The organism is Cutibacterium acnes, from assembly GCF_003030305.1.
In the GTDB taxonomy this organism is placed as follows: Bacteria; Actinomycetota; Actinomycetes; order Propionibacteriales; family Propionibacteriaceae; genus Cutibacterium; species Cutibacterium acnes.
On record NZ_CP023676.1, the window covers coordinates 769,662 to 791,248 of the forward strand.

Annotated in this window: 24 protein-coding genes; 11 read left to right on the forward strand and 13 right to left on the reverse strand. The window is 59.8% G+C overall.

The features are described from left to right. Positions 1-10 precede the first annotated feature (10 nt). The 3 genes from CPA42_RS03870 to CPA42_RS03880 all read right to left on the reverse strand — a co-directional run bounded on the left by CPA42_RS03870 (position 11) and on the right by CPA42_RS03880 (position 3,493). Entirely contained in the window at positions 11-334 is a 324-nt protein-coding gene (locus tag CPA42_RS03870; RefSeq protein ID WP_226987789.1) for a peptidase inhibitor family I36 protein, read from the reverse strand. Positions 335-1,290: 956 nt separating this feature from the next. Then, positions 1,291-1,947, reverse strand: coding sequence for an SDR family oxidoreductase (locus tag CPA42_RS03875; protein WP_002519149.1), 657 nt, complete (start codon positions 1,945-1,947; stop codon positions 1,291-1,293). A 64-nt stretch (positions 1,948-2,011) separates the two neighbouring features. Next, complete coding sequence (locus CPA42_RS03880; RefSeq protein ID WP_002519148.1) at positions 2,012-3,493, reverse strand: GuaB1 family IMP dehydrogenase-related protein; 1,482 nt, start codon at positions 3,491-3,493, stop codon at positions 2,012-2,014. A gap of 38 nt (positions 3,494-3,531) precedes the next feature. On the opposite strand from CPA42_RS03880, the gene CPA42_RS03885 reads away from it, so the two are divergent. Continuing rightward, on the forward strand, positions 3,532-3,849 hold the full coding sequence (locus tag CPA42_RS03885; RefSeq protein WP_002515298.1) for an MGMT family protein: 318 nt from the start codon (positions 3,532-3,534) through the stop codon (positions 3,847-3,849). A 49-nt stretch (positions 3,850-3,898) separates the two neighbouring features. On the opposite strand, the gene qcrB is transcribed toward CPA42_RS03885, so the two are convergent. Genes qcrB through ctaE form a run of 4 tightly spaced genes read right to left on the reverse strand, consistent with a single transcriptional unit; the run spans position 3,899 to position 8,157 of the window. After that, positions 3,899-5,578, reverse strand: a complete 1,680-nt coding sequence (gene qcrB, locus CPA42_RS03890) for a cytochrome bc1 complex cytochrome b subunit (RefSeq protein WP_002515252.1) — start codon at positions 5,576-5,578, stop codon at positions 3,899-3,901. Next, entirely contained in the window at positions 5,578-6,660 is a 1,083-nt protein-coding gene (gene qcrA / locus CPA42_RS03895; protein WP_002519145.1) for a cytochrome bc1 complex Rieske iron-sulfur subunit, read from the reverse strand. Before qcrA ends, qcrB begins: the two co-directional genes overlap by 1 nt. After that, a complete protein-coding gene (gene qcrC, locus CPA42_RS03900; RefSeq protein ID WP_002519144.1) occupies positions 6,627-7,430 on the reverse strand; it encodes a cytochrome bc1 complex diheme cytochrome c subunit in 804 nt (267 codons plus the stop codon). The genes qcrA and qcrC overlap by 34 nt, the downstream gene beginning before the upstream one ends. Before the next feature lie 31 nt (positions 7,431-7,461). Then, positions 7,462-8,157: an aa3-type cytochrome oxidase subunit III gene (gene ctaE / locus CPA42_RS03905; protein ID WP_014598467.1), complete on the reverse strand. Its 696-nt coding sequence runs from the start codon at positions 8,155-8,157 to the stop codon at positions 7,462-7,464. Between the two features lie 184 nt (positions 8,158-8,341). On the opposite strand from ctaE, the gene CPA42_RS03910 reads away from it, so the two are divergent. Beyond that, positions 8,342-8,833, forward strand: a complete 492-nt coding sequence (locus CPA42_RS03910) for a response regulator transcription factor (protein ID WP_002519143.1) — start codon at positions 8,342-8,344, stop codon at positions 8,831-8,833. Between the two features lie 129 nt (positions 8,834-8,962). Beyond that, positions 8,963-9,130 carry a DUF1421 domain-containing protein gene (locus tag CPA42_RS03915; RefSeq protein WP_002519142.1) on the forward strand — a complete coding sequence of 56 codons (168 nt, stop codon included), beginning with the start codon at positions 8,963-8,965 and terminating at the stop codon, positions 9,128-9,130. Here the strand turns inward: CPA42_RS03915 and CPA42_RS03920 are convergent. The 3 genes from CPA42_RS03920 to CPA42_RS03930 all read right to left on the reverse strand — a co-directional run bounded on the left by CPA42_RS03920 (position 9,117) and on the right by CPA42_RS03930 (position 11,725). After that, on the reverse strand, positions 9,117-9,827 hold the full coding sequence (locus CPA42_RS03920; RefSeq protein ID WP_002515217.1) for an A24 family peptidase: 711 nt from the start codon (positions 9,825-9,827) through the stop codon (positions 9,117-9,119). The genes CPA42_RS03915 and CPA42_RS03920 overlap by 14 nt on opposite strands. A gap of 9 nt (positions 9,828-9,836) precedes the next feature. Next, complete coding sequence (locus CPA42_RS03925; protein ID WP_002515220.1) at positions 9,837-10,316, reverse strand: hypothetical protein; 480 nt, start codon at positions 10,314-10,316, stop codon at positions 9,837-9,839. 293 nt (positions 10,317-10,609) lie between these two features. After that, on the reverse strand, positions 10,610-11,725 hold the full coding sequence (locus CPA42_RS03930; protein WP_024513549.1) for a sunset domain-containing protein: 1,116 nt from the start codon (positions 11,723-11,725) through the stop codon (positions 10,610-10,612). Between the two features lie 183 nt (positions 11,726-11,908). Between CPA42_RS03930 and CPA42_RS03935 the strand changes: the two genes are divergently transcribed. Together CPA42_RS03935 and CPA42_RS03940 are read left to right on the forward strand one after the other, a co-directional pair. Beyond that, the gene (locus tag CPA42_RS03935; protein WP_002515318.1) at positions 11,909-12,421 is read left to right on the forward strand and encodes a peptidylprolyl isomerase; all 513 of its coding nucleotides are present in this window, start codon (positions 11,909-11,911) and stop codon (positions 12,419-12,421) included. 183 nt (positions 12,422-12,604) lie between these two features. Further along, positions 12,605-13,183, forward strand: a complete 579-nt coding sequence (locus CPA42_RS03940) for a rhomboid family intramembrane serine protease (RefSeq protein ID WP_002519141.1) — start codon at positions 12,605-12,607, stop codon at positions 13,181-13,183. Here CPA42_RS03940 and CPA42_RS03945 read toward each other — a convergent pair. Both CPA42_RS03945 and CPA42_RS03950 read right to left on the reverse strand, forming a co-directional pair. Beyond that, entirely contained in the window at positions 13,103-14,866 is a 1,764-nt protein-coding gene (locus tag CPA42_RS03945) for a DEDD exonuclease domain-containing protein (RefSeq protein WP_002520378.1), read from the reverse strand. The genes CPA42_RS03940 and CPA42_RS03945 overlap by 81 nt on opposite strands. Further along, complete coding sequence (locus CPA42_RS03950) at positions 14,863-15,003, reverse strand: hypothetical protein (protein WP_002519139.1); 141 nt, start codon at positions 15,001-15,003, stop codon at positions 14,863-14,865. Before CPA42_RS03950 ends, CPA42_RS03945 begins: the two co-directional genes overlap by 4 nt. 177 nt (positions 15,004-15,180) lie before the next feature. Between CPA42_RS03950 and CPA42_RS03960 the strand changes: the two genes are divergently transcribed. Next, entirely contained in the window at positions 15,181-16,311 is a 1,131-nt protein-coding gene (locus tag CPA42_RS03960; RefSeq protein ID WP_002515294.1) for a C40 family peptidase, read from the forward strand. A gap of 6 nt (positions 16,312-16,317) precedes the next feature. Next, positions 16,318-17,388 (forward strand): ROK family glucokinase, encoded by a 1,071-nt coding sequence (locus CPA42_RS03965; protein ID WP_002515305.1) that lies wholly within the window; start codon positions 16,318-16,320, stop codon positions 17,386-17,388. Between the two features lie 4 nt (positions 17,389-17,392). Here CPA42_RS03965 and CPA42_RS03970 read toward each other — a convergent pair whose 3' ends face one another. Further along, the gene (locus CPA42_RS03970) at positions 17,393-17,800 is read right to left on the reverse strand and encodes a hypothetical protein (protein WP_002515273.1); all 408 of its coding nucleotides are present in this window, start codon (positions 17,798-17,800) and stop codon (positions 17,393-17,395) included. 59 nt (positions 17,801-17,859) lie between these two features. Between CPA42_RS03970 and CPA42_RS03975 the strand changes: the two genes are divergently transcribed. The 4 genes from CPA42_RS03975 (at position 17,860) to CPA42_RS03990 (ending at position 21,582) form a co-directional block, all read left to right on the forward strand. Next, positions 17,860-18,615: a lysophospholipid acyltransferase family protein gene (locus tag CPA42_RS03975; RefSeq protein WP_002515236.1), complete on the forward strand. Its 756-nt coding sequence runs from the start codon at positions 17,860-17,862 to the stop codon at positions 18,613-18,615. Positions 18,616-18,781: 166 nt separating this feature from the next. Then, the gene (locus CPA42_RS03980) at positions 18,782-19,339 is read left to right on the forward strand and encodes a lysophospholipid acyltransferase family protein (protein WP_002519137.1); all 558 of its coding nucleotides are present in this window, start codon (positions 18,782-18,784) and stop codon (positions 19,337-19,339) included. Positions 19,340-19,412: 73 nt separating this feature from the next. Beyond that, on the forward strand, positions 19,413-20,831 hold the full coding sequence (locus CPA42_RS03985; protein WP_002519136.1) for a class II 3-deoxy-7-phosphoheptulonate synthase: 1,419 nt from the start codon (positions 19,413-19,415) through the stop codon (positions 20,829-20,831). 103 nt (positions 20,832-20,934) lie between these two features. Further along, positions 20,935-21,582 (forward strand): MBL fold metallo-hydrolase, encoded by a 648-nt coding sequence (locus CPA42_RS03990; protein WP_002515285.1) that lies wholly within the window; start codon positions 20,935-20,937, stop codon positions 21,580-21,582. Positions 21,583-21,587: the final 5 nt, after the last annotated feature.

Genomic DNA, 21,587 nt, shown 5'->3' on the forward strand with positions numbered 1-21,587 from the left:
CCTCTTGCTATTAGCAGGATCCGTTCGTTGCCCACGAGGTCAGTTCATCATCATCCCAAGTGTTGATGTCGTTGTCCGACCGGTAGGCGAGCATGGTTACGCAACGACCCTTGCCGTCGGCATCATGGTACCAACGCGCATTGGTACCTGACTTGTTTTCATATGACGACATAATGTCATTATTTTTGCCACTGACATTCATAATGCCGAGGCCAGCGCGTCGGTATCCCATGAGGCCAACGAAATTATTGTCCTCGTAGATACAAACCTGTTTGGAGGGGCAAAGGTTACTCCCTGCGTTCGCTTGGCTTGCCAAGCTCACGGGGATCACCACGGTCAATCCCGCGACAATAGTCGCGACCTTCTTGAATTTCATTATTTTTCCCTATCTGTGGAATAGGATGGGCCTATCGTCCGACTGGTTGGGCGGCAACGTCCAACGCTGAGATAAACAGTATCAGATGGAACCGTGGCTGGTAAAGAAGGGTGATGACACTCAGATAAATTCACGGAAGCGAGGAGTCATATTACATATATTTTTATCACGAACCCTTCGTACGGCCACCGTGGGGTGTGCGTAATAACACGAGGCTGTCAGGGCGTGCCAGGCATTCTGTGTAAATGGATCGGGCTTTTTAGCGATTGGGGAATCGATCAGGGTAGTTGAGCGCGAACCTCTATAAGGTTGCGGACCGGCCTTGGATTGTCTCTTCTTCCGGTGGCACGTTCGATGAGTTTGCTCGAAGATCTGCATCGGCCTCGCCATTGATGGATTCCCGTGCAGCTAGACTTTCTCCCAGTCATCCTCGACCACCTACACAGACTGTGTGACACGACCGGCTGGACCGATCCAGTTGCCAAGCGATCTGAGGTACCTCCAGTGTTCGCTTCGTCACTTGTCGATGTGGTCGTCCTCATTCGACGCCATCTGCCGAAATCGCGCAGTTAAGGACGTGCAATCCCTTTCGTGTCTGGCCTGAACGTCGACACGGTAAGGGTTGCACGTCCGTTGAGAACCTAGGAATGCTATGAACGTGTTCGTTTCCTAAGCCCATGGTGCGTTAGACAAGTATGCAGTTAGCATCTGTAGATGCTTTGGGTCTTGGGTATTGGCTGACCCCGACAAACACGTGACGTTCTGATGACACAGCGCGCTACGGGCCCTGCATAAGCTCAGGCTGGACGTCTCAGATCAGCCGGTATTGCGGAATCGTGGGAATGCCGAAGCCCCGATGGTTAACGATGCCGAGACCTGCCGCCTACCGAACGACAATGATGTCGTGGGGGAGACTAGAACGCCTCGGCAATGGGCGTTGGCCCGTCACAGAACCGAATGAACTTGCCCGCTGTGGCGTCGTCGTCAAGGCATGCTAGAGCGGCCTGTGCGACCGTTTCACGCGAGACCGTGGTGCCAGCGTATTCCTCGCCCTCGGTGAGGATCCGCACGCCCGAGGCCGGATCATGACTCAGCGTCACCGGCCCAAGGATGGTCCACCGAATCGATGAGTCCATGGTGTGACGGTCAGCAGCTGCTTTGGCGTCGGCGTAGGGGAAGAAAGAGTTGTCGGAAGGCACGCCATGGTCCGGGCTACCGCACCAGGACACAAGCACAAAACGCGGACCGTGAGGGGACCGTCCGATAGCGTCAACGAGCGCGGTACACGCGTCGCGGTCAACAGCGTAGGTGTCTTCTGGCGCACCCTTACCACCGGCTCCCGCTGACCACACCACAGCGTCATGGCTATTGATGAGGTCGTCCCACTGTGAAGGGCGCAACGTCGTTACGTCGGCCACCACCGGGTTACCTCCCCACGACGTGACGTCGTGTGCCTGGTCGTTGCGTCGGATGACCGAGTCGACCTGACGTCCCTGCGAGGTGGCGAGTTGGGTGAAGTGCTTGGCCACGTGTCCGTGGCCTCCAATCACGAGAATCCGATGTGCTGTCATAGAGGCCACACTAGGACCGGATGGTTCGGGCGGAAGGTCACATATAGACACGTTCGCCAAGGGCTCACGTCCAGCTGCGTTGCAGCGGGCGGCCCTCCTCGTACCCAGAGGGCGACTGCACACCAATCACGGCCTTCTCGCGAAACTCGGTGAGGTTGGCGGCCCCGGCATAGGTGCACGAGGAGCGCACCCCGGAGGTGATGAAATCGACAAGGTCCTCGACCCCGGGACGTTGTGGGTCCAGGTACATCTTGGACTGGGAAATACCCTCCTCAAAGAGGGCAGCACGGGCTCGCTCGAAGGCGCTACGTTGCCGAGTGCGGTGGCGCACAGCACGAGCCGAGGCCATGCCGAAGGACTCCTTGTACATCCGGCCGTCGTGATCGATGAGCATGGCTCCGGTCGATTCGTGGGTGCCCGCGAACCACGAGCCAATCATGACCGATCCGGCCCCCGCAGCAAGGGCAAGAGCAACATCACGGGGGTGGCGCACCCCACCGTCAGCCCAGATTGCGCCATCAACCTCAGCAGCAGCCTCAGCGCACTCCAACACTGCCGAGAACTGCGGACGCCCCACACCGGTCTGCATCCGAGTGGTGCACATGGCGCCTGGTCCGACGCCGACCTTGATGATGTCCGCACCAGCCTCCAGCAGGTCTAGAGTGCCGCGTCGGGTAACGATGTTGCCGGCGACGATAGAAACCCGTCGGCCAGTTTTCGTCTCAAAAGCTGCGCGGACCTCGTCTGCGACCCCGATAGCGCGGATCATCTGGTCCTGGTGACCATGGGCGGTGTCCATGACGAGCACGTCCGAACCGGATTCCAGGGCATTGCGGGCACGTTCGGCGACGTTGCCGTTAATGCCAATCGCAGTGCCGATCATAAGGTGGCCCTCAGGATCAACAGCAGGACGATAGATTTCGGTGCGTAGGGCACCCCGTGACGTCATGATGCCGACGAGAACCCCGTCCTCGTCAACAGCTACCGCGACCTTCTGGTGACGTTCGGCCAGGGCTTGGAAAACGTCGTCTGGACTTGCCTGCGGACCTACCAGGGTGAGATCGGTTGTCATGACCTCATGGCATTGAGCGAATCGGTCCACGCCCTCAGCCTCAGCGGGGGAGACTAAGCCGACGGGATGATGATCCTCAACGACGAGGACGACCCCGTGGGCGCGCTTATTGAGCAGGCTCATGGCCTCCCCGACGGTTGTCGTAGGGTCAACCGTCACTGGAGTGTCGAAACGGGTGTGTGCATTCTTCACCCTGCGGATTGATCGGGCGACGAAGTCTGCCGGGATGTCCTGGGGAAGGATAGCGATGCCGCCACGACGGGCGATCGTCTCAGCCATCCGTCGGCCGGAGATCGCGGTCATGTTGGCCACCACGAGTGGTAGAGGGGTGTGCAAGCCATCGGTCGACGTCAGGTCGACGTTCATCCGGGACCCTACCGAGGAGCGGTTTGGTGCCATGAAGACGTCGTTATATGTCAGGTCGTAGTTTGGCTGCTCGTTGAGAAAACGCACGTGGCTATTGTCCCACGTCACTATTGTCGGGTCATGCCGTGATACGGCAAACTGCAGCCATGACCTCGACGGTGGACGACGTCCTTGCGGCGGTAGAAGCCTTGCCCGCCGGTGCCGTGGTGTCCTACTCCGATGTTGCCGAGCTAGTGGGCACGTCGCCGCGTCGGGTCGGCACGATCATGGCGCGTGAAGGCCAGGAAGTGGACTGGTGGCGGGTGACGACTGTCCGAGGGACTCTCCCCGAACACCTCATGGCTGACGCTCGTCAGCATTGGGAGCAGGAAGATCTTGGCGGGGGAGCGACGATGCTTCGCGACCATGCGCCGGACCTTGTCGAGTGGGAGCACAACTGGCAACAGTTACGTGTCCGCACATGACGGCGGCCCCTCTCAGTGAGAGGGGCCGCCGCGCTCGGTGAACCCGGGATCAGTCGGTGATCTCTGCCTGGGTGGCGGAGCGACTAGAGCCGATTTCGGCGTGGTGGCGAGCTGCGTCCAGCTCTTCACGGGTTACTTTAGGAACGTTGTCACCAAGGAACCACTTCATCCAGCGGGCACGCTTCTTGCTGACCTTGCGACCACGATCGTCGATAGAGCCGGCAGCGAGGACGGGGTAAGTCTTCTGCTGGGTGAGTGTCCAGGCCTCATCGTCGCTGATCGGTACGTGGGCCTCGTGGAATGCGCCATTAGGCTCGCGAATGATTTCGCCGGAGGGTGACCCGTGGAGTAGCCGCTGACGGTCAGCCCGCTGTAGAGCTACACAGATGCGCTTGGTGATCTGGTAGGCGATGATCGGGACGACGAAGATTGCACCACGCATGAAGTACGTGATCGAATTCAGCGACAGATGGAAGTGGGTAGCGATGATGTCGTTGGCCCCTGAGAGCCAGAACATGGCGTAGCAACTCATGGCGGCGACGCCGAGCGCGGTACGAGTCGGGACGTTGCGTGGACGGTCGAGCAGGTGGTGCTCAGACTCGTCACCCGTGATCCACCTCTCAACGAAGGGCCACGCCACCAGCAAGGTGAACAATACGCCCATGAGGCACACGCCGGGAAGGAAGATGTTCCAGCTCCAGGTGGTGTGACCGATGTGCCACTCCCAGTTCGGGGTGATACGCACAGCGCCCTCAAGCCAGCCCATGTACCAGTCAGGTTGGGATCCGGCCGTTACCTCACCCGGGTTATAGGGGCCGAACTTCCAGACCGGGTTGATCTGAAGGAACGTGCCCATGAGAGTCAACACGCCGAAGACCACGAAGAAGAAACCACCGGCCTTGGCCGCGTATACCGGAAACAGCGGGTAACCGACGACATTTTTCTCGGTGCGTCCGGGCCCCGGGTACTGGGTGTGCTTGTGGTAGACGACCAGCGCGAGGTGAGCGGCCACTAGCCCTAGGAGCAGGGCTGGGATGAGCAGGATGTGGACCATGTACAGGCGGGGGACAATTGCGGTGCCCGGGAACTCGCCGTTAAAGACGAAGAACTCAACCCAAGTGCCTACCAGTGGAATGGCACGCATCAGGCCGTCGGCAAACCGGAGACCGGTGCCGGACAGCAGGTCATCGGGCAGCGAGTAGCCGGCGAAGCCCTCGACCATGGCCAGCATGAACAAGCCCAGGCCGATCAACCAGTTGATCTCACGAGGCTTACGGAAAGCGCCTGTGAAGAAGATGCGCAGCATGTGCACGGTGGCCGCTGCTACGAAGAGAATGGCGGCCCAGTGATGGATCTGACGAATTAACAGGCCGCCACGCACCTCGAAGGAGAGGTCCAAAGTGGAGGCGAAGGCCTCCGACATGGGTGTTCCTTTGAGTAGCTGGTATGGGCCGGTGTAGTCGACCTCGGCCATTGATGGCTTGAACCAGATGGTCAGGAATACACCCGTGAGCAGCAGAACAACGAAGGAGTACAAGGCGATCTCGCCCAGGAGGAAGGACCAGTGGTCAGGGAAGACCTTGCGCAGGTTCTCCTTGCCTATCTTGGCCAGACCTAGACGGTCGTCGTGCCAGTTGACGATCCGCATCCCGCGACCCGGTGGTTTGTTTCCAGCCGTTGCGGTGCGCAGGGCGGGTGATTCCTCGGCGATTCCAGTTGGCCGGGCCATCAGTTGTCACCCTTCTTGTAATCGTGACGAGAATCTCGTTCGAAATAGGACGGGCCCACCGCAACGGTGAAGTCGCTTCGAGCGACCAGATACCCTTTGTCGTCAACGGCGATGGGTAGCTGCGGTAGTGAGCGTCCGGCAGGGCCGAAGACGACAACACCGGAGTCGCCTAGGTCGAAGGTTGACTGGTGACAGGGGCACAGCAGATGGTGGGTCTGCTGCTCCCAGAGGTTGACGGGGCAACCGACATGGGTGCAGATCTTGGAATACGACAGGATGCCTCCGACCTGCCAGTCTTTACGGGACTCAGGGATCTTGATGGAGTCAGGATCCATCCGGACGATGAGGATGGCAGCCTTAGCTTTTGCGCGCTGGAACTCAGCCCCCTCAAGATCCTTGAGGTTCTCGGGCTCAGCGTTGACGAGCTGACCGATTTCTAGATCGGAGACTTTGATGGGCTGGAAGGTGATGTCGTTGACTAGCCGTACGCCCTCGGCCCAGATAGTCCGTTCAATCGTTGCGCGACGGGTTCCCGGTCCAGGCTTGGGACCTAGGTCAGCGAGGGTGACGATAGCCGGTACGGCCATGATCCCGATGGCGCCACCAAGAGCTCCACCGATGAGCTTGCGCCGGGAAAGTCTGGACTGCTCCGCGCCGATACGCCACTGCTTGGCGAATTCCTCACGATCAGCGGCATCAGAATTGACCGGATGCCGCTCCTGGATGATCTCTTCGTCACCCATAATCTGTTTGGCCCAGTGGATGCACGCGATGCCGATGAATAGCACAGCGAGCCCTGCGCACAGCCCCAGTGCGAAGGTAGAAGCGTTCATGTACAACGGCCCGATTTCGACGGTCGCGTCGCGAGGTACCGCGAAGTACATGACGACGAAGGTGATGGCGAGAATTGGGACCAGGCCGAGGAGAGTTAATATCTGCCGGTAAGTGCGGTTTCCGGCCTTCGGATCAGCGTCGGTGTAGCGCTCAATGTGGGGGTCGACTCCCGGGTTCTCGACCGGTAAGTCGTTGCGTTCGGTGTATTTGTTGCTCACTTCGCGCGAGCCCCCTTCCGTGCCAGCCACCCAGCGATCAGAACTAGGCTGCCGATGCCGATGATCCAACCGAACAGGCCTTCGGTGACCGGGCCGATACCGCCAAGGGCAAAGCCACCATTATTGGGGTCGGCATGAGTGGTCTGTAGGTAGCCGATGATTTCACGGGCATCCTGGTCGGTTATGACGGATTTGGAGAACACCGGCATCTGTTGCGGGCCAGTGCGCATAGCCTCGTAAATGTGCTTGTCGGAGGTCTTCATGAGAGAGGGGGCATAAGCACCCTCGGGGAGAGCGCCACCGCGACCCTCGATGTTGTGGCAGGCCGAGCAGTTAGTCTTGAACAGCTCAGCACCGCGGGCTAGCTCCTCAGCCTTCAAGTTTGAGGTATTGAGGTTCTGCGAGGAGGGAACCTTCGGTCCGGGAGCGAGGGACGCGACGTATGCGCCAACCGAAGCAATCTCCTCGCCAGTGAACTTCGTCTTCTTTGACGGGGCTTGAGCCTCGGGGCGAGCCATCGGCATACGGCCGGTACCCATTTGGAAGTCAACTGCCGCCGCGCCGACGCCGGCCAAAGACGGACCTTGAGTTGTGCCCTCGCCGTTTAAGCCGTGGCAAGAGGAACAGTTCTGCTGGAAGATTTCCTTGCCCTGGGCCACCTGGGTCGAGGCATTCGTATCCGCCTGGCCGGAGGCAGAAGGGCTAACGAAGGCGTACACGCACCCCACTAGAACCAAGGCCAGCAGCAACAACACGGGTTTGGCTGCCCGGCTGTGCCGTTTCGTGGAGAGGAATCTCATCACCACAGTCACCTTTCTCGGACTAAGGGCCTCAGCGAACGATGTAGATCACCGAGAACAGGATGATCCACACAACGTCAACGAAGTGCCAGTAATAGGAAACGACCATTGCCGTGACTGCTTGCTCGTGGGTGAACCGCCGAGCCATATAGGTGCGGGCAAGGGTGAACAAGAACAGAACCAGGCCGCCGGTTACGTGCAAGCCATGGAAACCAGTAGCGAGGAAAAACGCCGAGAAGTAGACGCTCGAGGAGATGGTGTGGCCCTCGCCGATGAGGGTGATGTATTCCGCGATCTGTCCAGCGATGAATACCGCACCCATGATGAAGGTGAGGGTGTACCACTCGCGCATGCCCCATGATGTGATCGCTCCCAGGCCTTTGGTGCGCTTGACTTGGCCGTGTTCAGCGGCATGAACGCCCATCTGACACGTGACCGAAGACAACACGAGGATCAGGGTGTTGATGGCAGCCGCCCCCACTGCGAGGTGAGAGGATTCGCTGTGCCACAGGGTTTGCTGGCCCGCTGTGGCCATGTCGCTGGTTGTTTGGCGAATCATGAAGTACGCCGCGAACAGTGCAGCGAAGAACATGAGCTCGCTTGCGAGCCACACCCAGACGCCCATAGGTAGGGCATCAGGACGACCGGCCGGCGCGTTAAGCCGCGTCGGCGCGATCGGATGTATGGCGCCCGTCGGTCGTTGTGAAGTCTGCGCTGAAGTGGCCACGGCCTCATTATGGCTGGAAATGTGTCATTGGTCATGCTGTTTCGCTGTTCCAGTGTGATTCGAAGTTGACTGAAAGGGTTTAGATGGCACACTGTGGTAACTTGCCTACTTTCGTGATACCGCTTGTCTCAGTAGGCAGGACGGTGCTGGGCGCAGAGATAGCCCTCAGGCTGTAGCATCTGCCATGTTGCATCCGGTCGTGACCGAGATGTCAGTCCCACGCCTTCGAGGGAAAGGACCGCTCATGGGCGACAAACACGGGGAGCTGTCGGGCGCTCTCAAGGTTCTCGTCTATTCTGACGATCACGCTGTCCGCGAGCAGGTGAAGGTCGCTTTGACCGGGATGATCGCTCCGGACCTTCCGCATGCCGAGGTCGTTGAGACAGCTACTCAGGCCTCGGTGGTTGACGCCGTGAGTAGTGGTCATTATGACGTTCTGATCGCTGATGGCGAATCTGCTCCTTACGGTGGGATGGGTGTGTGTCATCAGCTCAAGGACGAGGTTGACAATTGCCCGCCGGTCGTCTTGCTGGTGGCTCGCGTCGCGGACGCCTGGTTGGCGTCCTGGTCCCATGCAGACGCCATCGCGACCCACCCTGTTGATCCGGTGGCGTTGCCTCAGACGGTGGCTTCAGTGATTCGTGGCATTCGTGGCGATGCCGCTGAGACGCCGTGAGACTGCCGGGCACCACTGAGTCCCCTGAGGTGACAAGCCCCCGCTGAACAAACCACGTGGCTCGAAAGAGGTCCATGTTCGAGGTTCCGTGTCGATGAATTCACCTGGGCTGACCTACTAGCCGATCTCGTGCCCAGGCGTGACGTCGTGCTACTCAACACTGCTGCAGACGGCCTGCAGGTTGATGACGGCGTCGTTCCACAGCTCGCCCAGAGGTTGGAGCGTGCCGCTCAATCGATTGATTCGGGAGCGGCACACGACCATCTCAACCGTTGGATATCTGTTACCCAAGGCTGATTGCTAATGCCATCCAGGGGCCCGCCCATAGGGCTGGGCCATAGGCAAATGCCGACCCCCATGGTGAGGGGCGATGTTTGCGAACAAGGGTGACGATGACGGCCACAACGGCTCCGAGGATGGTGGAGGAGAGCAAAGTCATCATCCCGGCGCGGACGAAATCTGGGTACGGGGAGAGTACGGCCGTCGTCGCTCCCAGGAAGCCGGTGCCCGCCGCAAGCCTGACGTCGCCGTATCCGAGGGATGAATTAAGTCGCCACATGGGCCAGAAGAATCCTGTTGACACTCCCGCGATCAAAACACACGCAATGAGCCACCGTGCACGTGGCGGCCGCGTCAGGACGATTCCGCTCAGGAGCGCTACCCCAGCCTCGGCTACGCAGCGACGCCATAACTTCAGTGGTAAGAAGGTCGTCGCATAATCGACGATGACCAGAGTAGTCACCGATCCCGACCAGATCCACCACACGCCCCATGCCCATGGTGGCGCGCAGACCGATGCGGCCCCGCATACGGCTGCTGTCACGGCGACGACGAAGGTACGCGTCGGGGTGGTGAGGGAGGCGTATGTGGGTTTGATTGCCAGGACCGCGTCCCCCACTTCTTCGACGGTTGGCTCGACGAGATTCGGGACCGTGACGCGTAGATGCCACAGCGCCAGGACACACGCCACCGCGGAGCCGAGGATGATCCACATGGGCTCGACTCACATGGACGCCATGGATTCGGCAGTGGAGAGCAGGCCGCGAGCTTCGCACGCGGCCCGACTGCGTAGTCGCGTCATCTCAGTGCACATCTGTTCTTCCCCGCTCATGAGGTTCGCGGCGTAGGACATCGTTACGTCCAGCATGGTGGCGATCTCAGCAATGTCACAGCCGGCCTTGTGGAGGGCGAGGAGCCGAGCGCGCGTGCTTCCTGCTGGCACGATGCGTTCACGTGCTGCGTTGATGTCGTCGATACTGATATGCAGGATGCGCACGGCGTCGATGACGCGGATGCGGTGAATTGGACGGTCCCCCTGGCCAGCGAGTCGTTGGACGATTCGACTGGGGACATGCGCGAGCAGGGCGACGACACGCCACGGAACGCGGCATTCATGGACGAGGGAACGGACATGGAGCGAGAAAAAGCGGGCGTCGACCCATGCAGTCGACGTCTTCGAGGACTCGAGATCCATAGTGATCATGTGACAGGCCTTTCTGTCGTGGCTTGTGTCCGCACGATGTGGGCAGAACACTCTTCTAACCGGCATAAGTGCTGCCGCGGGCACTTATCGTGACATCGATAGCGTGTTGTTATAAAACTGTTACGTATCGTGTCACTTATAGTGATACATATCACAATTAACGCTAGGGTTTGTTCGGGCTGTTTCGGAATCTGAACGTTGTCATTCCGCCCCTGACGCGCTGGCACGAAAATATGCGACGACGGGGCTCGCCACCATGGTGGCGAGCCCCGTCGAGATGGCGGGAATGGCTCTCAGCGCTGGGCCTTGGTGAACCCGGCAGCCTGGGCAGCCTCCTCGGTGGCAAACCACACATCAGCAATGGTGCGGTCGTAACCACCCGAGCCCGGGACGTGGTACTTCATCGAGCGGTCGTTGCCCTTAATCACGTAGCCCTCGGGCGGGTTATCCCCGACGTATGAGGTGGCCTTATTGCCCTCATCCTTCGTGCCCTGTTCAGGAGCCTTGACCGCACCATCCTTGGTCGTGGTCTCGGAGCGGGCACCCTCGTCAACGAAAGCAGTGGTCTCGGCGGTAGTCTCCGGTGCAGCAGCAGCCGGGCCACCCTCATCGGCCATGGCGGCGACCGGGTCAGCCGGAACCGACTTGTCCTCCTTCGGCTCGGGCTTATCTGCCGGTTTGGCAACGGGCTTCGAACCGCGGCTGGTCTCGGGTTTGGGGGATGGCGTGTCCTTGAGTTTCTCGTCAGTGTTCGGGGCGGGGCTGTCGGTGTTGTCCTTATCGCCAGGGGTCCAAGAGTAGGTGACCTTGGGCTCGTGGGCTGTCCAACCGTCGTCGGAAGAGCTCAGGAAGCGGCGGCTGGCCACAACTACCGCAGCAGAAATGCCGCCGAGGACGGCGAGAGTGCCGAACACCTTGCCAAACTTGCTGCGGTGCTTGGCCTTCTTGACCGATTTCGTCTCGATGCCGGCTTTGGCCGCCAGTTCGGTCGACTCGCCCTTGAGGGCTGAGAAGGCAGCCTGTCCACGGCGGGTGGCTTCCTCAACGGCTGGGTGAGAGATGACCTTCTCGGCACGCTCCTCAAGGTCAGGCAAGACATCCTTCTGGAAGGTGTCATAAGCCTGATTAAGGGCTGGAACGACCTTCTCCTGGGTGTACTCCTTCGAGGCGTCAAGGGCCTTTTTGCTAGCCTCAACAGCCTGATCAGAGAGGGGACCAAGCTTGTCCGAGATCTGATCCGTCAAGGGACCGAGCTTGTCGTTGACTTGCGCGGCCAGCGGAGCAGCCTTGTCCTGGGCGGCGGCGAGGTATGCGGCGGCGGTCTCCAGCGCCTGGGCACGCTGCTCCTTGAGCGTGCTGGGGCTGCTTGCGGCGGCGGTCTTGCGGGAAGCTTTCTTCTTGCAGGACACGGTTCCTCCAATTCGTATGGGATATGGCTCGTGATCGAGCACCTTCCACGGTATCGACCAAATGGTCCATAGACCAGAGATTCGTGGTCCCAAACGGCGGCTGGCGGAACAATTCCGATCGGTTTGACGCAACAGTCAGTATTCTAGAAGGGACCACATCGTTTCTCACAGGAAGGCAGGCAGGTGGCCTCTACCGCGACTCTGCGCACCAATCATGGCGACATCGTCCTTAACCTCTTTGCCGATCAGGCTCCCAAGACTGTCGACAATTTCGTCGGTCTGGCCGGCGGCACGAAGGAGTACGTCGATCCGCACACCGGTCAGCCGACCACTGGTAAGTTCTACGACGGCTTGACCTTCCACCGCGTCATTGACGGGTTCATGATTCAGGGCGGCTGCCCGCTCGGCACCGGTACCGGCGGTCCCGGGTACCGATTCGCCGACGAGTTTCACCCAGAGCTCACTTTCTCGAAGCCCTACTTGCTGGCTATGGCCAATGCCGGTCCGGGTACCAATGGGTCCCAGTTCTTCATCACTGTGGCCCCGACGCCGCACCTCAACCGTCGTCATACCATCTTTGGTGAAGTCGCTGACGAAGAGTCCCGAAAGGTCGTCGACGAGATCGCCCAGGTCCGCACTGGCCGCATGGACCGTCCGGTCGAGCCGGTCGTTATTGAAAGCGTCGAGCTGGCCTGAGTAGTCAGCCTGGTAGGAATGGATACTGCCTCGAGGTGACCGCACCTCGAGGCCCCTCCAAGTATTCTGAATATTCTGATTTCCCTGTGATTGACGGTCATGAGCCAGAGGAGATTCATGCTCGACCGCTGGAGTGAACATCCCGTCCGTCCGGTTCCTTTGAGGTGTCCGGCGTCGGTAGCTATGGCCGTCGTGACCCTGCTCATCGCGATCGCGGCGCGATTGACGCCGCTGTCGTCGCTGTTGGCGTCAGGGTCTGCCAGGGCTTTTGACTTCCAGGTCTGGCGGCCACTCGTCTTCTCCTTGACGACCTCCTCGGTTATCAGTGCAGTCCTCACCGGCCTGCTCCTTGTTCTCATCGGGTACCAGATTGAGCCCATGATCGGCTCAGTACAGTTTGCGTTCCTGTACCTGTTATGTGGCGTGGGTGGGTCAGCGGCCATCAGCCTGGCTGGGGTGCTGTACTCCTTTGAGGGGTCGATGTGCGGTCTGTTTGGGTTGATGGCGGCATCGGCTGTCGTCAAATACGTTCAAAAGCAGGACATTCGTGCCGACATCGTGTTATTAACGATGTTCATCATCTGGGCAATTGTCGTCGGTTCCAATACATGGGTTGCTGACATCGGGGCGGTCGTTGTGGGAGCCGTTTCTGGTTGGGCATGGTTGCAGACTCGGTGGTCGTCATACCGGCGTCAGCTGGGGGCGGGCCTGGCGGTCTTGGCTGTCTGTCTCGTCGCTCTCGTTGTGACCTGGGTGATGTAAGGCGGCTACCCGGGCAGCGAGATCATCGGTGTCCATCCAGCAATGGGCGGGCCAGGACCATTCTCCGATGACGTCAACTAGCCGCACCCCAGGTTCTTCAAACCAGGAAGCCACTAGCTCGGCCTCCTCAATAGTGCAGGCTGGTAGCCCGGCCGGCGGAGCAGAAACGGTTTCTGCGGTGGCACACACTGCGTCAATAATGGGCATTGGATCAATACCCAGACGGCATCGTCCAGCTCCCGCTAAGCGGCCATGTCGAATGACGTGGATCTCCCAGGAGGCGCCATCGCGCCGCGCCGCGACAATTTCAGGGCAGGATGCCAGAGAGACCAGTCGGGAACGACGTCGGGTGGCACGCAGCACCTCTTGGGCGTCTTCGGTGAACTCTGCGGCCTCTTCGAAACGTTCTGCCGCGGACAGCCGTGCGATGCGTTGAGCAAGCCGATCAGTGAGGTCGCGAACGTCGCCAGTCATGGCGAGACGAGCAAAGCCGACGATGGTGGAGTAGTCGACGTAGGGGTTCAAACATGGGGCTGAGCAACGGCCCATCTCTGCGAGAGGACAGCCATCAGGGTGCCGTGACATAGCTCCACTGCACTGTCGCAGGCCAAAAGCTTCAGCCAGTATGATCGCCGCGCGAGTCGCTGCTTGACGGCTAATGAAAGGGCCCCACGGCGGTTGGGAATCGCGGTGAGCTCGCTGCACGACGGCGAGTCTCGGGTGAGCCTCATGAGTGAGGGTAACCCACCACACCGATCCTTGCCGACGAGAGCGATGGTTGTAGCGCGGTTGGTGAGCGTCAATGAGGCGTAGTTCGCGTACCCCCGCTTCTAGCTGAGTAGAGCACTCGCGAGCTTTGACGCCGGTAGCTATTCGCACCATCTCGTCCATGCGGCGTCGTGTTTCCGATGCTGTGAAGTATTGGGATACTCGGCGTCGGATGTTGACCGACTTACCGACATAAAGGACCTCCGGATGTGCTGGTGCAGGTTTATCCAGGCAAAACCAATAGACTCCGGGCCCTTCGGTAAGGTCCTTAGCCCACACCCGTCGGCGACGCCGAGCCTGCGGTACCCGATGGGTCATTTCTAAGAGGTCTTCAAGGGTCGTCACGCCGAGATTGCCGACTCTGTCGATGAGTCCGTGAAGGACGTCGACGGTGGCCCTCGCATCGGCAAGGGCGCGGTGTGAGGGCGTCGTCGTGGTGTGGAATAGCCGAGATAAGGTGCTGAGCTTGTAATTTCGGACCTCTCCGCGGGCAAGCACTGACCGAGCTAACGCGAGGGTGTCGACGACGGCTGGGTCGCCCCAGGGATAATCATGTTGAGCGTAGGCGCGTTGAAGGAAACCAATATCAAAACGAGCATTGTGTGCTACAAGTGCCGTGCTGCGACTAAACTCTAACCAGCTAGGTAGTACAGCGCTCAATGATGGAGCCGAGCGCACCATGGCGTGCGTGATGCCGGTGAGGACCTGTACCGAAGCTGGGATAGGCCCGGTTGGGCAGACGAGGGTTTGAAACTCGCCTTCGACGCGGCCTCCACACACTTTCACGGCTCCGATCTCGGTGATCTGGGAGCCCTCGCTAGTACCGGTAGTCTCAAGGTCGACGACGCAGAAGGTGACTTCGGACAGGGAAGTTCCCAGGTCGTCGAAAGACGGTTGAAGGGGCACGGCGCTCATAATCGGCACGGTAGGTAGGCGTGGCGACAAAAACGCCGCGAATACAAGCAGAGTACGGAGAACAACCTAGTCAGCGCGGTATTCCATGTGGATGGAGGTGGCGAGCGAGCGTCATGGTGAGCGGTTTTTGGTAACAAGTTGCCCCGCTCCTGAGGACCGCATAAGATTCTCTCAGTCGGCAGGGACGGTCCTGGTCCGATCGACCAAATCACAGGTGGACGGATGACTTGGCTCGCACCGCGTGATGACGCGGCGAGGGGCGGTCAGGTGATGGTGAAGGGTAGACAGTGGAGCACAGGTATGGAGCTTCTCAGGTGAGCGGTGGCGCACCTCGACGTGGACGCGGCGTCGCATTTGCTGCCATTACGGGGGCAATCCTTCTCGGCACAGTGGCATCGGTTGATCCGGGGGCTCAGGCCGCTCCTGATCCTATTGATCAGGCGAAGGTTCGCTTGGCTCAGCTCGATGAGCAGACCTCGAAAGTACAGGAGGACTACACCGAGGCCCAGGCTGCCCTCGACAAAGCTCAGAAGGATCTCGATCGTTCGCAAAGAGACCTTAAGGCCCAGTCAGACAAGGTTGCCACCATGCGCAAGGCTCTCGGTCGCGTCGCGCTGAGTGACTACCAGAGCGGCGGCGGTGTCTCAATGGCTACTCAGCTTGTGGCAAGTGGCGACTCTGGGCAGTTCCTGTCCAAATTGGCGACCATTCAAAACGTCACGGAGCGCACCAGCGTGCAGTTCCAGGATTTCCAGGCTGAGCAGGCCAGACTGAAATCCATGAAGTCCCAGGCTGAGGCTGATCGCGCGACAATTGAGAGTCAGCGTAATCAACAGGCCAAGCTGTTGGCCGACGCGAAGAAGAAGGAGCAGGAGGCCAAGCAGGTTGTTGACCGTCTGACTGCCCAGCAGCGCGCTGAACTTGAGCGTCAACAAACTGCTGAGGCCCAGGCCGCTGCTGCACATGCGGTGTCCCGGTCTACCGGACGTCCCACCGATCAGCAGAGCGCCCTGGGACAGCCGTCCAGCAGTTCTACCCAGGCTTCCCAAGCTGGTAGTCAAGTGCCGATTCCTGACCCCTCTCATGGGGTTTCATCGCGCGCTCAGAGCGCCCTCAGTTTCGCGCTGGCTCAACTCGGTAAGCCCTACATCTGGGGCGGCACTGGCCCGACCGGCTACGATTGCTCTGGCCTCATGATGGCTTCCTGGGGCAAGGCTGGGGTTAGCCTTCCCCGCACCGCGGCTGCTCAGTACGCAGCCGGCACCCCCGTATCGACCTCCGATTTGCAGCCTGGCGACTTGGTCTTCTTCTACCCGGGCATTACCCATGTCGGTATGTACATCGGTGATGGCAAGTTTATTCACGCCTCCAGTCCGCGAACTGGCATCAAAGTCTCCGTTCTAGCGCAACAGTCCTCATACCAGGGCGCGCGTCGTTTCGGCTGATTTTCATTGCTTAGCGTTGGCATAGATATTGGCGGCACGAAGGTTGCCGCTGGTGTCGTAGATGAAAGTGGCCAGATTGTTCGGCGTATTCAGCGCCTGACACCCTCGCGCAGCCCCGAGGCTGTTGAGGACGCTATCGTTGAGTCGGTCCGTGAATTGGCTCGTAACCTCCCTATCTGTGCTGTAGGCATCGGGGCAGCCGGCTGGATAGACACTGAACAGGCGCTCGTGCGGTTTTCCCCGCATTTAGCATGGCGTAATGAGCCGCTGCGCGATCGTCTGTCTGAGCGCATCACTGTGCCTGTTCTCGTCGATAATGACGCCAATGCGGCCGCGTGGGCTGAGTTCCGGTTCGGAGCCGGACAAGGATCACGGGTCATGGTGTGCCTGACGTTGGGAACGGGTATCGGGGGTGCACTCGTTATCAATGGGCGGATGTTCCGCGGCCGATACGGCATGGCCGGAGAATTCGGACATATGACGGTGGTTCCCGATGGCCACTGGTGCCCATGTGGCAACCGTGGTTGCTGGGAGCAATACGCTTCCGGAAATTCCCTCGTGAGGGATGCTCGAGCGTTGCTTGCCGAGGGAGCTCCCGGTGCTCAGGATCTGTTGGGTTATGTAGCTGACCGCAATCCGGGCAACCTCATTGGTCCTGATGTCACACGCGCAGCGGTCGATGGCGATCGTCTTGCCATTGAGCTCATTGCAGACATTGGCATCTGGCTGGGCCGTGGAATGGCGAACTTGGCAGCAGCCTTAGATCCAGATCTCTTTGTCATTGGTGGGGGAGTGAGCGCCGCCGGAGACCTCTTGCTTGAACCTGCGCGCACTGTATATGCCCGCACGCTGACGGGCCGGGGGTTCCGCCCGATGGCCGATATTCAGAAGGCACATTTCGGTAACGATGCTGGGCTTATCGGCGCCGCAGACTTGGCTCGCCACTCCATCAACGAACCGCCGGGCATGGCTCGCGGGTTCTGGCCACGTCGTCGTACTGCTGTCCGCAAGCCACGCCGTACTTTGCGTCAGAGCCTGAGTGAAACTCTCGCCGGTCCGGTTGTTCGGGACAAGTGACTCGCTACAAACGTGAGTGGTTTCCCCAGGGGCCTTCATCATCGCGGTCTGCCCGAGTGATGGCCCGCCAGATGAGCAGGCTAATCCCTGCTCCTCCGGATGCGATGGCTAGTATCAGCGTGGTTTGGGGCACATTGACTCCGCTCATGTCCAGCAGGACGGCAACGATGCATATCGCCACCAGAACCAATCCCACCTTCGTCGTTGGACTGGGAGGTGCTGCCGGTTCCATGGGCAGCGGCTCATCCATCTCGTCGGCGTCACGGGGTGGCTCTTGCGGAATATGGGCCGGCGCCCGTTGGGCCGGTAAACCATTCGGGCGAGGACGACCTGGGGCGGTGACGACCTCCCCAAATTCGCGAGCGATGAGCGCTTCAAAGGCGGCATCGACATCGTTGCCGTCGTGTTCCATATCCCTCCACCCATTAGGGAACTCGAGGTGCCGCTAGGCTTGGTCGCCGAGGAGGCCCCATGTGGTACGAGTTCTTCAAGTATGCGCTCTTTGGACCAGGAGTGCGAGCCTTGTGGCACCCCCGCGTCGTCGGTAAGGAGAACATTCCCACCGAAGGAGGGGTGATCCTGGCGTGCAACCACATTGCGGCCCTGGATCCCATCATCGTCGCGTCCATGATTGACAGAAAACTCACCTATCCGGCGAAGAAAGAGCTTTTTGCTGGCGACCGAGGCTTATGGTCGAAGGTCGTCGCGTGGTTCTTGCGCGCAGTCGAGCAGGTGCCGCTGGATCGCTCGGGTGGCCGTACTAGCGTCAATGCCATGGGTTCAGTAGAACGCCGACTTGCCGAGGGGGGCCTCGTCGGAATTTTCCCGGAGGGAACCCGCTCATCAGATGGTCGCTTATACAAGGGTAAGACCGGCGTCGCCCGGATGACTCTGGGGTCTGGAGCCCCTGTGGTCCCAGTAGGTATCAGCGGAACGACAGTGAGACGCAAGGTGTTGGGTATCCCGCTGCTCGACCATCCGACCCTCATCTTCGGTAAACCGATGCACTTCGACGTGCTGGCAGACCGCACTGAGGAAACGGCCGTCCTACGGTGGGTTACTGATGAGGTCATGGGTGCTATCAGCGATCTCACCGGACAGAGCTACGTTGATGTTTATGGTTTCCGGGTCAAGCATGGCAACCTCAAGGGCAAAGATGTCTCGAAATTTGTGAAACCAAGGCCCGGCGGCAAGCCCCTGCCCCCGCCTCGTGTGACGAAGGCCTGATGTCATGAAGTGGTTGCGTCGATCCCATGGTGAGATGACGGGTCATCCTCTTCCTGCCCAACCAACCATCGTCGCTATCCATCTGCATCGGCCCGGTGATCTTGCTGCGGCCGAACATTGCCTGTCGGGACGCGTCAGCAAGGTGTATGTCATGTCCGGTCGTCGGATGGAGAGAACTCAGGCCCACGCTGAGGCTCTACGCCACTTATGCGAGGGCTCTGTAGTCCTTATGGCTCCCGAGGGGATACGCAGTTGGGCTAGTCAGGTTCATCGTCTAGACGTTGAGGTAGCGCGGCTGGCTCTCGATGCTGAAGCCCTCGTCGTGCCGGCTCAGGTTGTTGCGGGACAGCTCAGCCTGGGAACATCGGTTGATATGTCGCGTCACGCGGCGACACCCCATTCTCACGCTGTCTTGCGGGCTGCAGCTGACGATGTCGCGCTCGCCTTATGCAAGCTCACAGGCTTGCCGTACCAGGACTATCCAGCAGTGCGGGCAGATCAACGGCCTCACCCGATCATCTGGCTGTTTCAGATGCGAAAGTTGCGTCGTGACCGTAGGAGGCATCGTCGCGATGCTGAGGAGCGATCGCGAGAGGAGAGCGCTCGCGATGCCGAGGAACTGGCCCGGGAGGAGGAGAACGCCCGTCTCGCCGCTCAGCTTCAAGCTCGACAAGCTTCCTTGGCCGATCGGCTTGCTGAGCGCGATATTCATCCAGGTAGGTGAAAATCCCAGGGCTGGTGTTTCGGATGCGGTGGCTTAGCCTCGTCAGAGGGGTGGAACGGAACTGAAGAAGGTCATGGTGGGAAGTAGAATCCCCGCCATGTCTCAGAGCGTTCCCAGTCTTGAGGCCCTCAATGCCCTGCCACGGGTGCAACAGCCGTCGTACCCCGATCCTCAGGCAACCGCTGAGGTCGTCAACCAGCTACGTAGTTTGCCTCCGTTGGTCTTTGCCGGAGAATGCGATGACCTTCGTGCCTATCTTGCGGCAGTGGCTAACCGCAAGGCATTTTTGCTGCAAGGCGGCGATTGTGCTGAGACTTTTGCAGGGGTAAACGCCGACAACATTAAGAGTAAGCTGCGAGTACTACTGTCAATGGCGGTCGTCATGACCTACGCAGGTCAGCTTCCGGTGGTCAAGGTGGGTCGCATTGCTGGGCAGTACGCCAAGCCGAGATCTAAGGACACCGAGACCCGTCGCGGCCTCACTCTGCCCAGTTACCGAGGTGACGCCGTAAACGGATTCGAGTTCACACCGGAAGCTCGGGAGCATGATCCTAAGCGTTTGATTGGGGTGTACAACGCTTCGGCAGCTACTCTCAACTTGGTACGAGCTTTCGCTACCGGCGGTTTTGCGGATCTTCGCGGCATTCACGCATGGAACGCTGACTTTGTGCGTAACTCCAATGTGGAAGCTCGTTACGAGGCGCTGGCCGCGGAGATCGAACGGGCGTTGGTGTTCATGATGGCGTGCGGAGTCGAGGGCGATCAGCTCTCCACCGTTGACTTTTACGCTAGCCATGAAGCCCTGCTCATCGACTACGAGCACGCTATGACGCGGATCGACTCGCGCTCCCAGCTACCCTACGATTGCTCTGGCCATTTGCTGTGGATTGGTGAGCGGACCCGTCAGATTGATGGTGCTCACGTGGAGTTCCTGCGCCACGTGCGTAATCCGCTGGGGGTCAAGCTTGGCCCGACGACGACTGGGGAGGACGCCGTTGCTATCGCTGATGCCCTTGACCCCGACCATGAGCCTGGCCGTCTGACCTTCATCACCCGAATGGGAAGCAAGGCTGTGCGTACTAACCTGCCGAGAGTCATCGAGGCAGTGGAAGCCACTGGACGCAAGGTGGTGTGGAGCTGCGACCCCATGCACGGCAACACCTTCGAAACGAATAACGGCTACAAGACGCGGTCGTTTGCTGACATGTGCGACGAGGTTAACGGGTTCTTCGACGTCCATGAGGAGTTAGGTACCTGGCCTGGCGGTGTGCACATCGAGTTGACTGGGGACGACGTCACGGAGTGCTTGGGCGGCGTCGACAAGCTAGCAGAGTCCGATCTGACAAACCGCTACGAGACCGCCTGTGACCCACGTCTGAACCGGAACCAGTCCTTGGAACTGGCCTTCATCATCGCTGAGAGATTGGCTGACGGCCGTATCAAGCGCGATGCCGTCAGTCCGCTGGCAAGGTTCCGCAGCATCGACCTATGATCGATCCGGAGCTCCCCTCAAGGCCCCTATCGGTGGGATTGTTCCGGTCGCGAATGTGACTGAACTGGTTGCCGCCGCGTGATGCTGGCGGAACACTGAGGGTATGAGAATTACGCATCTGGGACACTCCTGCATCCTCGTTGAAGCAGCTGGGCAGCGAATCCTCGTCGACCCCGGTAACCTCAGTAAGTCCTGGCGTGGACTTACTGATCTCGATGCCATCCTTGTCACCCATCGCCATCCCGATCACGTCGACCCAGAGCACATCGGTGCCTTAGTCGACGCGAACTCAGGTGCGGTGGTGCGTGCTGAAGAAGGGGCCTGCCATGAGATTCCGGCTCTTGACGCTGACCCTGTTGCCCCAGGCGACGTGTTGCAGATCGGTGAGGTGAGAATTGAGGCGGTAGGAGGCCACCATGCCGTCATTCATCGTGATCTGGAACCGATCGGCAATGTCGGATACCTCATCGGTGAGGGGCTTGGGACGATCCTGTACCACCCTGGTGACGAACTAGATGAGACCCCGCGTGGTGTTGACGTGTTGGCTTGCCCGGCTCATGCCCCGTGGGCTGCGATGAAAGAAACTGTCGACTTCGCGAGGTCGGTGGGGGCTCGGCACGGTTTTCTCATCCATGAGGGGCTACTTAATGAGCGGGGCTGGCAACTGTCCTTTGATCGGCATCAGGAGATGGTGTCGACCACCTTCCACGATCTACGCGACGGCCAGCCGTGGGAGGTGCCGCAAGGCTGACCCCG

What these genes read in the sequence shown, in the direction of transcription:
- CPA42_RS03875 (WP_002519149.1), bottom strand. Translation starts at nt 1,947, where the DNA reads ATGACAGCACATCGGATTCTCGTGATTGGAGGCCACGGACACGTGGCC.
- CPA42_RS03885 (WP_002515298.1), top strand. Translation starts at nt 3,532, where the DNA reads ATGACCTCGACGGTGGACGACGTCCTTGCGGCGGTAGAAGCCTTGCCC.
- qcrB (WP_002515252.1), bottom strand. Translation starts at nt 5,578, where the DNA reads ATGGCCCGGCCAACTGGAATCGCCGAGGAATCACCCGCCCTGCGCACC.
- qcrC (WP_002519144.1), bottom strand. Translation starts at nt 7,430, where the DNA reads ATGAGATTCCTCTCCACGAAACGGCACAGCCGGGCAGCCAAACCCGTG.
- CPA42_RS03910 (WP_002519143.1), top strand. Translation starts at nt 8,342, where the DNA reads ATGTTGCATCCGGTCGTGACCGAGATGTCAGTCCCACGCCTTCGAGGG.
- CPA42_RS03920 (WP_002515217.1), bottom strand. Translation starts at nt 9,827, where the DNA reads ATGTGGATCATCCTCGGCTCCGCGGTGGCGTGTGTCCTGGCGCTGTGG.
- CPA42_RS03925 (WP_002515220.1), bottom strand. Translation starts at nt 10,316, where the DNA reads ATGATCACTATGGATCTCGAGTCCTCGAAGACGTCGACTGCATGGGTC.
- CPA42_RS03940 (WP_002519141.1), top strand. Translation starts at nt 12,605, where the DNA reads ATGGCCGTCGTGACCCTGCTCATCGCGATCGCGGCGCGATTGACGCCG.
- CPA42_RS03945 (WP_002520378.1), bottom strand. Translation starts at nt 14,866, where the DNA reads ATGAGCGCCGTGCCCCTTCAACCGTCTTTCGACGACCTGGGAACTTCC.
- CPA42_RS03970 (WP_002515273.1), bottom strand. Translation starts at nt 17,800, where the DNA reads ATGGAACACGACGGCAACGATGTCGATGCCGCCTTTGAAGCGCTCATC.
- CPA42_RS03975 (WP_002515236.1), top strand. Translation starts at nt 17,860, where the DNA reads ATGTGGTACGAGTTCTTCAAGTATGCGCTCTTTGGACCAGGAGTGCGA.
- CPA42_RS03980 (WP_002519137.1), top strand. Translation starts at nt 18,782, where the DNA reads ATGGAGAGAACTCAGGCCCACGCTGAGGCTCTACGCCACTTATGCGAG.
- CPA42_RS03985 (WP_002519136.1), top strand. Translation starts at nt 19,413, where the DNA reads ATGGTGGGAAGTAGAATCCCCGCCATGTCTCAGAGCGTTCCCAGTCTT.
- CPA42_RS03990 (WP_002515285.1), top strand. Translation starts at nt 20,935, where the DNA reads ATGAGAATTACGCATCTGGGACACTCCTGCATCCTCGTTGAAGCAGCT.